Source organism: Bacillus sp. RC51 (genome assembly GCF_044908115.1).
Classification (GTDB): domain Bacteria; phylum Bacillota; class Bacilli; order Bacillales; family Bacillaceae_G; genus Bacillus_A; species Bacillus_A mycoides.
The window spans coordinates 73,220-85,653 of sequence record NZ_JBIYCW010000020.1 but is presented as its reverse complement, the minus strand read 5'-3'; the positions used below and the strand labels follow the sequence as shown (position 1 = coordinate 85,653).

Here is a 12,434-nt window from a genome sequence, read left to right as displayed (position 1 = left end):
GTATGCAAACTATAGCTGGTTCATCCGAAGAACAACATGCTTCCATGGAAGAGATAAATTCTTCAGCAATTCAATTAGCACAAATGGCCGAAGAATTACAGGAGTTAATAGGTGGATTTAAAATGTAAAATTTTGGTATACCCTTAAATTATTGAAATTATTAAAACACATAAGGTTTTATAAGAGTGTATGTTGAATTATTTTGCAATATACGCTCTTATTTTTTGTTTTTTTACAAAAAAACCTAAAATTAGAACGGATAATTACATTCATAAGTGAGGGAATTATAGCAGAAGAATACAAAACAATACCGAGGAATATTAGAAAGGAATTTCATGTAGAATGTAACTGCTCGATAATGAAATGTTTTGATAGACGTTATTTTGAGTAATAGTTGTAGAACAATTTTCGAGCAAAAAGAGGCGAATTCAATGGATTGGCTAGTTGGCTGTAATTTCGCTTTCTTTAAGTGATTAAGTAAAAATGACATAATAAATTGGGATGGAAAATTGATATTATTTATATATTTATTTGTAAGCCCAGTTGAACGAAAAAATACTGTGTAAGTATTTTTGTGAACATTTGGTGAGCAGTATCATCAATGTGATAAATCACATATTAAGAATATAATAATGTTAAAAGCAAGTGATCGTTATCACCACTTGCTTATGAGGTCTCTAAATAATGAAAATCAAAAAACATACTAAATAGAGTGAACAGGCACCTCATAGATAATATGTACTTCAATTATTAATTCTAAACATTGAGCAATTCTCACGCGTATTGAGTAAAAAATGTGGTTATGATATCTTTGAATAATTTTACATATTGTTTTGAATAAGTTAATTTTATTTTTAATATATAATTAATATAAATAAATATTATAATTCGAATAACGGACATAATTTCCCCATATTCACTGCATAAAATTTTGTTAAACTCTGAAATTCAAGAGGTAAATTATTCTTTATCATTGTAGTTCTTTTTTTATACGCTACTCTAAAATGCGTGTAATTATTAGAAATATGAATATGGGAAGAGGAGGGAGAACTTTTATTTTATTTTGATAGATTCAATTTTTTTCATGAAGATTCACCCTTTCTTTTTGTACTATATTCACATTTAAAAGGCCTTTACTCATATGAGTAAAGGCCTTTTTCAAGACAAAGAAACCTTGTTAGGAAAAAGCTAAACAAGTCGTTTTATCATAAAGGTCCCCCTCATTGAGTTTTAGCACTGTACAGCATAGGTTTAAAACCAGCTACCTTAAGAAGGGCCTTAATTCGACCGTTCCTGTTGACCCATTGGCGTCTCTCGACATTTTTGGGTAGCAGCGTTTCTCTATACAGGAGCCTCACCTAACAGAGACATATTTTATTTGCACTAATAAGCAAATTAAATGTTGTGTGTTTATCTAATGTGAAAATAATGAGTTTAAAATTCATCCCTTTTCAAGATACAGATTATATCGAAAGTGAGAGGAAATCAAGTTGAAATTTTTGTTATCTATCGGACGTTTTTGTTTTAAATATTTTATTTTTACACCAATATTCAATTATAAAGCGTCAGGACACGTGTAATAATAAAAAAAAATTAATTTAATAGTTTATAGTTTAGAAAATTTAGCGCATGAATTGTAAAGTTCGTTGTATAAATATAAATTAGTATACAGTTGTTTATATCTATGATTTGGGAATGGTATGATATCAAAAAATGAAGAAATAAGTTTTATTATTACTTGACAAGCTCAAAAATAGTGGATATGATTTAACACGAAACGAACAAAAATTTTAAATATTTATAACCTGTTAGGTGAGGCTCCTATACAAACACAGGCTATTGCCCAAAAATATCGAAAGATGCCAATGGGTAGAACAGGAATTGTCGGATTAAGGCTCTTCTTAAGATAGCTAAGTGATGAATGATTCATCCTTTACGTTGTATAGTGCCAAAACTCAACTAGGGGGAATGAGCTTTATTTAGCTATGTCTTTTTTAAATCAACCTCCTTTAGTTGAATCACTAGGGGAGGTTTTTTATATGCAAAATTTTATTTGTAATAAATCTCTTATAAAAGGGGGGAAAACTAATGATTGATGATATTGATCCCATATTTATTAAGAAATTTGTTTTCCCAGAAGTGGGAAAATGATAACAAGTACCACTGTCCTTAAGGAGGAATTACGATGAAAAAATGCTTACAACAATTATTAGCAACAAAAGATATACATTTAGTGCGAGAGCTAATAAAAATTCAATCCTATGATATTGCGATGGAAATGAAAGATCTTCACCATAAAGATCAGATATCTTTAATGAAATATTTTCCTGCTGAAAAAGGTGCGAAAATTCTTAGTTACCTTACTCCAGAGGAGCAATATAATATTTGCACCAACGTGCCTGTGGATAAAGGGGAAGAGCTATTAGCTAGGCAATCTATTGATGACCTTGTTGATGTAATTCTTTCAATTCATCCACTACAGGCTGAAAAACTGATACAACTTTTGTCTAAAGAATCTCAACAAAGAATTAGAAGTCTGTTGGTTTTTCAATCTGGAACAGCGGGTAGTTTGATGACAATTGACTATATTGCTGCCAGGGAAAATTGGAAAGTGAAAGATACGCTGTCGCATATTAGAAAAATTGGGGCAGGGGTAGAATCAATTTCGTATATTTATGTTCTTGATACGCGTGGTCAGCTTAATGGAATTGTTTCTATTCGTGAATTATTGCTAGCTTCAGATGATAAAACTTTATCATCAATAATGGCATCGGATGTTATTTCAGTTTCAGTGGACCTAGACCAACAGGAAGCTGTACAAAAGCTAATGGATTATGATTTATCCGCTATACCTGTAACAACGATGGATAATCGGATGATAGGTATCATAACCTTCGATGATGCAATGGATGTTTTCGAAGAAGAAGCAACTGAAGATATTCAAAAATTAGGAGGGAGCACCCCATTAGATAAGCCGTATTTCGAAACCTCTATTTGGCAAATATACCGTAAACGTATAGGTTGGTTATTACTTCTGTTTGTAGCAGAAGCATATACTGGTTCTGTACTTCGACATTATGAAGAAACTTTGACTCATGTAGTTGCACTGGCTTTTTTTATTCCCTTGTTAATTGGAACTGGTGGAAATACAGGTACACAGGTCGTAACTACATTGGTTCGAGCTGTAGCTCTAAATGAGGTGAAATTTAAAGATATATTTCGTGTTATGAAAAAAGAAGCATTAGTAGGTATTTTACTTGGGCTTACATTAGCCGTGGCGGCATTAATTCGTGCGTACACTTTAGGCGTAGGTACAGAAGTCGCACAAGTTGTAGCTATAACTGGATTATTCATTGTTATTTGGTCGTCTATTGTTTCATCTGTATTACCCTTGATTCTAAATAAGTTAAAGTTGGATCCAGCTGTTATTTCAGGTCCGTTCATTACGACATTAGTCGATGGGACGGGGTTAATTCTGTACTTTACCATTGCAAAAACGTTATTAGGCTTATAAAAAATTTATATTAAGTTTTTATACCTAGGTTCGTTCCCGTAAAGTTTGTAGACAAGATTCTTGGAAGCATGGAGAAAGAGAGAATAGAAATGAAAAAAATATTCAAGTTACTGGATTATCCGTTGGTGTTTTCGCTTATCGTTACAATTATATTTGGAATTATGATGATGTATAGTGCTAGCTCAATTGTTGCAGTAAAAAATTATGGTTATAGTGGTGATTTCTTTTTTCGCTCTCAATTAAATAAACTTTTTTAGGAGTAATAGGGTTAATAATTTGTATAGGACTACCTTTTCATATATGGAAAAAACGCATCGTTTCCGTGTGTATTGTAATGGTAAGTATTGTATTACTATTTTTAGTTTTATGGAAAGGGAAAGTTGTTAATAATGCACAATCTTGGATATTTGGAATAAAGCCTGCAGAATTTATTAAACTGGGTGTGATTATTGTACTAGCAGGTTTTTTTTCAAAGCGTCAAGAGGTGCAAAAATCATATTGGTAAGGCAGTGGTAAAGTTATTTTGTTTTTAATGTTTACGTTCTTTTTGATATACAAACAACCCAATCTAGGTTCTGCATTATTAATTTCAGGAATAGGGGCAAGTATGTTTATATGTTCTGGAATAAACATTTCTATTTTAATGAAATGGATAGCTGTTACTTCAATTGTTTGGGTACCGACTTTATACTTTCTTTTTAGGTTTGGTTTATCTGATGTTCAAATGGCACGTATTACAACGGTGTTCAATCCATTTCTTGATGCAAAAGGGGATGGTTACCAACTTGTAAATTCATTTATTGCCATAGGATCTGGTGGAGTTAGTGGACGTGGATATGGAAATAGTATTCAAAAGGAAGGTTTTTTACCTGAGCCTCATACTGATTTTATTATGTCAATTGTATCTGAGGAGCTTGGAATTATAGGGGTACTAATCATATTAACTGGTTTATTAACTATAGTACTTCGCTCTTTTAAGATTGTTCAAGAGTGTAAAAGTCAATTTGGAAGTCTAATATCAATAGGAATCGGGAGTATGATAGGTCTTCAATCTATTGTTAATTTAGGAGGTGACACGGGAATGTTCCCTCTTACAGGTACCCTCCTTCCATTTATTGGTTTTGGCGGAAGTTCTTTAATGGCTAATTTAATAGCAATGGGACTGTTAATAAATATCTCAATTTTCAATAAAAAAGCAGATAATATATTTGCTTATGGAGGAGAAATGTTAAATTTAATAAACAATCTAGATTATAATGGATTTCGGTATATAAATGAGCATGTGAAAGGAAATGTATACATCGATTATTTAATGATCTTTTTTGCTGAATATGCTCAGTATATGTTCATACTATTATTTATGATTCTTTGGTTAAACAAAAAATATAAAAATAGAACCTGTGTAATTCAAGCTATAATAGCATGCTGTTTTGCTTTTGTGTTGAATAGAATTATTGGATTGTTTTTTTATAGAGAACGACCATTTGTTTCTCAGTTGAATATAAAACAACTTGTTGAGCATACGGCTAATGCCTCTTTTCCTAGTGATCATGCTACAAGTGCCTTCGCAATAGCTATAACTTTATGCTTATATGAAAAACGTTTAGGGAAAGCATTTTTATTGTTAGCTTTTTTAATTGCTTTTTCAAGGGTCTGGGTAGGAGTACATTATCCGCTGGATGTATTAATAGGAGCTGTTTTAGGATTTTTATGGGCCTTCATAATCCATTATATAGTTAAAACTAACTTCAAAAATAATAAATAAAGCGTCTACACTATTATACTTGCGACAGACCACATTATATTCAAAAGTTTTGCTGCTAATAAGAGGAAACTGATAAATAAAAATTACTTTTTACGGTGAGAATAATACTATTTAAGTGCAATTGCACTTCTAAATTTGATTAAAAATTCAGGATGATTATAAAAATGTAGCTTTAAAATTATATTTTGAAAAAACAGGGGGATTTTATTTAATGGGTAGGAGGTTAAGTTGTTGCGATCTAATAAAAAAAAATCTTTTTATAATCAGGAAGTACTAGGCAAAAATTATAAAATGCTAAGTGAAATTGCAAAAAGTGATGTTGAGTCGACGTTTGCTTTTTTTAAAACATCGTCTCATGGACTTTCTCAGGAAGAAGCTACTAAGCGGCTTGAAGTATATGGGGAAAATAAAGTGATTTATCAAAAAAGGATAAAATGGTATATTACATTATTTAATTCTTTTAGAAGTCCGTTTATTTCTCTTCTAATCATATTAGGGATGTTATCTTTTCTTACTAATGATATAAAGGGTACTATTATTGTAGGCATTATGGTGGCTGTAAGTGTTTTAATTCGGTTCATACAAGAAATTCGTTCTCAGAAGTCTATAGAAAAATTAAAAAATCTTGTATATGAAAAGGTAACTGTTCTCAGGGGGGGAGATGTTTTATATAAGGAAAATAAGAGGGCGGTATTAGAAGAAAGTGGAAAGGTACAAGTTGCTCTTGAGAATCTTGTACCAGGGGATATTATAGAATTATCTGGCGGGAATATTGTACCTGCAGATGTACGAATCATCTCATCGGAAAATTTACTTGTAAATCAATCATCACTAACAGGGGAAGCATTACCCATTGTTAAAACAAATCAGTATTTCCATATGTACAAAAAACGTAAAATTAGAAAAATCCAAAATTTGATCGAATTGGAAAATCTCTGTTTTATGGGAACTCATATTATAAGTGGTACCGCAAAAGCAATAGTTGTGGGTACTGGAACAGATACTTACTTTGGTTCAATAGCAAAGAATCAGTTTAAACTGAACAAGAAATCTGATTTTAGATTCGATAAAGGGGTAAGCAAAGTTAGCTGGCTATTAATTAAATTTATGATTATCATGACACCTATTGTTATGATAATACATGGATTTATAAATGGGAATTGGTATGAGGCATTTTTATTCGCTTTAGCTGTAGCGATTGGACTTACTCCAGAGATGCTTCCAATGATTGTAACCGCTAATTTGGCTAAAGGTTCTATTAATATGAGTAAAAAGAAGGTACTTGTAAAACAACTATCTTCTATCCATAATCTCGGAGCTATGGATATTCTCTGTACCGATAAAACAGGCACATTGACAGAAGATAAAATGGACCTGGTATGCCATACAGATACTAATGGAGAGAAGTCGGATGAGGTTTTGAAATTAGCGTATTTAAATGGCTACTTTCATACAGCATATAAAAATGAAATTGATCTATCGGTTATGCGTTATGTAAGAGATAGTAGTGAATATGATATATCTCAATACTCAAAAATAGATGAATGCCCATTTGATTTTAATCGAAGACGAGTTTCAGTTGTTGTAGAAACAAATGCTAACGAACGAATAATGCTATGTAAAGGTGCTGTTAGAGAAGTTATATCAATTTGTAGTTATATAAAAGAAAATAATAAGATAATTCCTATTACAGATGAAATCCAACGTAAAAATAAACACTTAATTGAACTCTGGCAGGAACGGGGGATGCGTGTTGTTGCAGTTGCATATAAGCAGTTAAAGAGTGATAAAGTGGGGAGTTACTCTATTGATGATGAATCAGATATGATACTTGTTGGATATGTTGGTTTTTCAAATCCACCCAAACAATCGGCTATGGCTGCACTTCATACTCTACAAAAGAAAGGGGTACAAGTGAAAATTTTAACTGGTGATAATGAGTCCGTGACAAGAAATGTATGTAGGAAAATGGGCTTGTATATAGGAGAACCAGTACTGGGTTATGAAATTGATAGTCTTCCTGATAAAGCATTAGTAAAACTTGCAAGTAAAACAAGTGTGTTCGCAAAATTAAATCCTAGTCAAAAATTTCGTATTATTAAGGCACTTCAAATGAATGGCCATACAGTTGGATTTATGGGGGATGGAATTAACGATGTGTTTGCTTTAAAACAGTCTGACGTTGGTGTATCTATCCATACAGCAGATGATATCGTTAAAGAGTGTTCAGATATTATACTTATAGAAAAGAATTTACATGTATTAGAAGATGCTATTGTGGAAGGGCGGACAACGTTTGGAAATATACTGAAGTATATTAAGATGACAGCAAGTTCAAATTTTGGAAATGTATTAAGTTTATTAATTGCTAGCGCATTTCTTCCTTTTCTTCCAATGTTACCAATTCAAATATTATGTCAAAACTTACTATATAATTTATCCCAACTTTCAATTCCATGGGATAAAGTAGACAATGAATTTTTAGTGAAACCAAGAAGTTGGGATACAAAAGATTTATTTCGTTTTATCATTTTTATTGGGCCGGTAAGTAGTGTTTTTGATATAATCATTTTTATTGTAATGTGGAATATATTTGGTGCAAATATTCCTGAAATGCAATCCTTATTTCAAACGGGTTGGTTCGTAGTAGGGTTACTAACACAATTATTAATTGTGCATATGATTCGTACTCAACATATTCCTTTTCTACAAAGTACGGCTGCTAGACCTGTTTTGATACTTACAGGTTTAGTTATGATTATAGGGATTTCCCTTCCATTTACCAGGTTAAGTACCCAAATTGGCTTAACTCCACTTCCGTTGTATTATTTCCCGTGGTTATTTGGAATTTTAACAATATATGCTCTAGTTACTGAAATTATAAAGAAAATATACATTAGGAAGTTTAATCGATGGCTTTAAAACTAAACCATTTTGTTGAAGTTCATTGTACGTTGAAAAGGCGGAGTCTCTTTGGAGACTTCGCCTTTTCGGTATATCATGAATTACAGGAATTACTAGTAGCCTCATAATATTTCCTCATATATTCATGCCTCTGTTTATCTCTTGAGAAACTTTGCACCTTCACCCAAATTGAGGGGGAAGTTTTCTTGGCTAAAAATAATCTAGATAGTTTAATTCCTAATTGTTCCTGTATCTTTTATTTTAACATGTGTATTCACACGTATTTTAGCTTTTGAAAAAGCGCGCAACCAATCTTCTTTTACCTTTTTCCATTCTTTATATTGAAAAGCTCTAGCGTGTAACGATAAACCAATTGGATCAATTTTATTTCTCTGCATATCCTGTAACATGCCTTGTAATTTTTTATTGAACTCTTCCTGGATTTCATGTTCCAATCTACCTATATTCTTATTACCATGTAAACGAGTTTTAGTTAAGTTTCCGTTGGTTTTTTCAATTAAGGATACATTCATACTTACATCTATATTAAAAATAAATTTACCTTTTTGGAAATCAACACTAATTTTTCTCTTTGCATTTTGTACGAAAACAGACGTATTTGGCTTTTTATCAGATTTTTTTGGAGAAAGAACAAGGTGTAGTATCATCCGACCTGTATTTTTTGACTTATTAATAAGGTTGAAAAACTTCACATCGGTTTTAGGAATCTTCGTTAAGTACTTTCCTTGATGATTTAAAAATGCAATTCCTACCGTATCAATTTCATTATTTGTTTTCTTGATAATGGGAACAGTTTGCGTCATTCCCTGTTCATTTTTTTCTCTCATTAATTGTTGAATTGTAGAAGAGACGGATTGATTATTTTGAATTGAAGACTCGATTACACCATTTATATAAGATGGAAGTGATGGCTTATCAGGCCTATTAACTTTAAACATATCTTCTGCCGGTCCATCAACAAGCACCACTTTAGCATTGATGGTAGCGTAAGGATCACGGTAAGAGGAATCGAGCGCCTGTATCCAATTTTCTTCTTGTGCTAATTTATCCCCAATTAAAATAACTTCAGCTTTGGATGATGTCACATACCCTGTTAATTTCGTATCCATTTTGCTAAATCCATCATATATGGTTGACGCCTGAACCCAATGCTCTACAGTGCTGCTTTGCTGTTTATGATGAAAGAGTGGTATGCTTGTGCCCACTTTTATGTTTCCATTAGAAGTACTATCTAAGCCGATTAAAAGGATTAAAGAAACTTTTTCAAGAGGAATTCTCTGACCACAACCAATTAAACATACACAACAGATTACAATCCATATCCATTTTCGAATCAAAGCTGTTTCCTCCTAGTAAACCAAGTAAAAACAATGCTGTAAGCGAAAAAGAAGATTGGTAATAGAATAAAGAAAATGATATTTAAGATATCCATAAGAGAATATATAAATAAATATTGATCCACATCGGGATTTAGAAAAACGAATAAGCCGACTATTAATACCATAAAACCAACCAGCACCCAATTGCGAACGGTTTTTTGAAATAAAATGGTCACAGATTCGAAACTGAAAAATAAATACGGATATATTGTAGTGGAAAATACAATCAAATAGTAAGCGATATATAAAATTTCTAATCGTTCTATGAAAGAAAAACGAACCCCTTTTAACAGATGAAATACTGGCCAAATTACGTCTTTTATCCCCTCCGGACTAAAGTATATATAAGAAAGAATAGTCACATATAGATAGAAAAACATGGTTCCAGTATTCGCTATTAGTATTCCTTTTATGGCTTTTTGTTTTTTTTGTAAGAACGGATAAATAAAATATGCAATTTCTAAGCCCGCATAAGGAGTAATGGTTTCTTTTGTTGCCTTTACAATAGGATATAAGCCATCTTTAAAAATAGGTAGTAGGTGTAAAGGATTGTAAATACTCTGTAATGAGAAAAGGAGAAAGATTGGCATCCAAGTAGTGAAGAAGAAAACAAGCATAGAGTAACTAGTAAGAGCCCTTATCCCACTCAGTGATAAAATAATAAAAGGTAATAGTAATAATATGGCAATTTGATAAGCAGGAGTGGAAGGGAATATCCACACTTTTACAATATCAGTTGCCTTTAATAAAGTATTAAAACCAGCAAAAAATAGATAAAAGGCATATAAAAGAAGAAAAATTGTCCCTAGCCATTTACCAAAGTATGCATTTAAGATCTGAGAGAAATTTTTGTTAGGATTTTTTTGTAACATTAATATAATAATTACACCAATTATAGAAGTAATTATCCATCCCAGAATGATAGAAATCCAGCCGTCTGTACCAGCGGTAGTGGCAAGAGGGCTTGGCATAATTAACATACCTGATGCAAGTTGCAGTGAATGAATGAAAACAATATATTCGAATAAGGTTATGCTTTGGAATTTAAGACTCCCCATGCGAGCCACCTTCTTTTTTCTTTCTTTGTTTCGGCTGTCCTGTGCTTGAGCGGGTGGTGATCATAGAAATGGGAAATCTTACAAAAGAATCTTTTAACTCTTGGAGACGAAATGGTGCAATTGGCAATCCATATGGTGAACCATAGGAAGTTAGTGAAACAAAATGAGCAAATAAGAGCATTAATCCACTAACAATACCTACAATTCCAAAAAAGTAGGCAAATAACATCATTGGAAAACGAATAAGCCGAATACAACTTGATAAATCATAATTAGAAACAACAAATGATGCAATGGCAGTAATAGATACGATAATAACCATAACATTACTCACAAGTCCTGCTTGAACAGCTGCTTGTCCAATTACAATACCTCCAACAATTCCAATTGTTTGTCCAATTGGTTGTGGTAGACGAATACCCGCTTCACGAAGCATTTCTAATGTGATTTCCATAATAAATGCTTCCAATAAAGGCGAGAAAGGGACTTTAATTCTTGACGTTGCAATAGAAGTATATAGATCTAAAGGAATGATTTCAAAGTGGAATGAAACCATTGCAATATATATCGCGGGTAAAAATATAGCTATAATAAATCCTAAAAATCGTAATAAGCGAAAAGATGATGCAATCAGCCAATGTACATTATAATCATCGGGAGTCTGAAAAAATCCAATTAAATTCATTGGAACGATCATTGCACCAGGAGATCTATCAATTAACACTGCTACTTTACCATCAAGAATATGATTAGAAATAGCATCTGGGCGTTCACTTAAATAAGCCTGTGGAAAGGGAGTCCAATTTTGATCTTTTGTAAAGTTGGACAATTCTCCTACACTCAATACTGTATCAGTTTTAATTTTACAGATTCTTGTCTCCACTTCCTGTACCACATCTTCGTTAGCTACATCGCCTAAGTAAAGTAAATATACAAAAGTAGTGGCCCGTTCTCCGATTGTCAATTTTTTGATTTTTAACTCAGTAGAAGGAATATATCTACGAATGAGACCTATGTTTTTAGTGGCATTCTCAATAAACCCATCATGAGAACCTTTAATGGTAACTTCTGAAATAGGTTCCTGAATCGATCTTTCTGCCCATCCCTTTGTATTTATGAGAAGGGCTTTCTTTTCTCCTTCCATAAACAGTACACATTGTCCCTCGAGCAGCCCTTTTTTAATTTCATTCCATGTATATACTGTTTTTGTATAAGTAGCAATAATATTAGAATTAAATACTTGCCTGTCTTCATTTACTTCTTGTAATAATGGTGTAACGACATTTCCTTTTAGTGCAAAACCATCTGTCAGACCTTCAAAATAATATAGTAAAACATTCGTTTTTGTTTTTAATTGTAATGGATGTTCAACTAAATCGGCACAAATATCAAAGATCTGTTCTAATGTATTCTTAAGTTCTTGTAAATTATTTGTCTGGATAGTTTCAACAATGGTATTTTCCATGGTTTCTAAGGTCTTTTCATTTAAAGACATGATTTACACCTCTTTACGTATAACGGTCGTGTTTTTATTATTTTTATATAATCAAATTTTATTCATTGGGATAGCAACACATCGCTATCAACTTGAAATTTTGTGGCACCCCCAGAACGAAATTTTAACGAATTCCTCGAAAGAATACTCCTTCCTCAAGCGCGTGAAGGGCGTAGCCCAGCGGTAGGTGGGAGATGAATTTCGGTTTGGCGTAGCCAAAAGGCTTTGCTTTTTATGACTTAACGCTTTCTCTACGAGCTGAAGAATTGCTTCATTTCAATTACTTATCTTGTTATCG

At 32.4% G+C, this 12,434-nt stretch carries 6 protein-coding genes, 2 pseudogenes and 2 riboswitches; of the genes and pseudogenes, 5 read left to right on the top strand and 3 right to left on the bottom strand.

The features are described 5' to 3' along the window. The 5 genes and pseudogenes from ABH959_RS26895 to mgtA all read left to right on the top strand — a co-directional run. Window positions 1–128: pseudogene (locus tag ABH959_RS26895) on the top strand (methyl-accepting chemotaxis protein); the annotation flags it as partial. Between the two features lie 1,081 nt (window positions 129–1,209). Further along, a riboswitch (M-box (ykoK) riboswitch) is annotated at window positions 1,210–1,373 on the bottom strand. Between the two features lie 424 nt (window positions 1,374–1,797). Then, window positions 1,798–1,974: riboswitch (M-box (ykoK) riboswitch) on the top strand. A 211-nt stretch (window positions 1,975–2,185) separates the two neighbouring features. Beyond that, window positions 2,186–3,514, top strand: coding sequence for a magnesium transporter (gene mgtE / locus ABH959_RS26890; RefSeq protein WP_061675983.1), 1,329 nt, complete (start codon window positions 2,186–2,188; stop codon window positions 3,512–3,514). Window positions 3,515–3,603: 89 nt separating this feature from the next. Then, window positions 3,604–4,706, top strand: a pseudogene (locus tag ABH959_RS26885) (FtsW/RodA/SpoVE family cell cycle protein); the annotation flags it as partial. Window positions 4,707–4,739: 33 nt separating this feature from the next. Further along, on the top strand, window positions 4,740–5,279 hold the full coding sequence (locus tag ABH959_RS26880) for an undecaprenyl-diphosphatase (RefSeq protein WP_016126998.1): 540 nt from the start codon (window positions 4,740–4,742) through the stop codon (window positions 5,277–5,279). A gap of 228 nt (window positions 5,280–5,507) precedes the next feature. Beyond that, window positions 5,508–8,201, top strand: coding sequence for a magnesium-translocating P-type ATPase (gene mgtA, locus ABH959_RS26875; RefSeq protein WP_113938458.1), 2,694 nt, complete (start codon window positions 5,508–5,510; stop codon window positions 8,199–8,201). A 212-nt stretch (window positions 8,202–8,413) separates the two neighbouring features. Here mgtA and ABH959_RS26870 read toward each other — a convergent pair whose 3' ends face one another. The 3 genes from ABH959_RS26870 to ABH959_RS26860 are packed head-to-tail and all read right to left on the bottom strand — an operon-like array spanning window position 8,414 to window position 12,136. Continuing rightward, window positions 8,414–9,541, bottom strand: coding sequence for a Ger(x)C family spore germination protein (locus ABH959_RS26870; protein ID WP_002203957.1), 1,128 nt, complete (start codon window positions 9,539–9,541; stop codon window positions 8,414–8,416). Then, on the bottom strand, window positions 9,538–10,641 hold the full coding sequence (locus ABH959_RS26865; RefSeq protein WP_113938457.1) for a GerAB/ArcD/ProY family transporter: 1,104 nt from the start codon (window positions 10,639–10,641) through the stop codon (window positions 9,538–9,540). Before ABH959_RS26865 ends, ABH959_RS26870 begins: the two co-directional genes overlap by 4 nt. Next, window positions 10,628–12,136, bottom strand: a complete 1,509-nt coding sequence (locus ABH959_RS26860) for a spore germination protein (protein ID WP_113938456.1) — start codon at window positions 12,134–12,136, stop codon at window positions 10,628–10,630. Before ABH959_RS26860 ends, ABH959_RS26865 begins: the two co-directional genes overlap by 14 nt. Window positions 12,137–12,434: the final 298 nt, after the last annotated feature.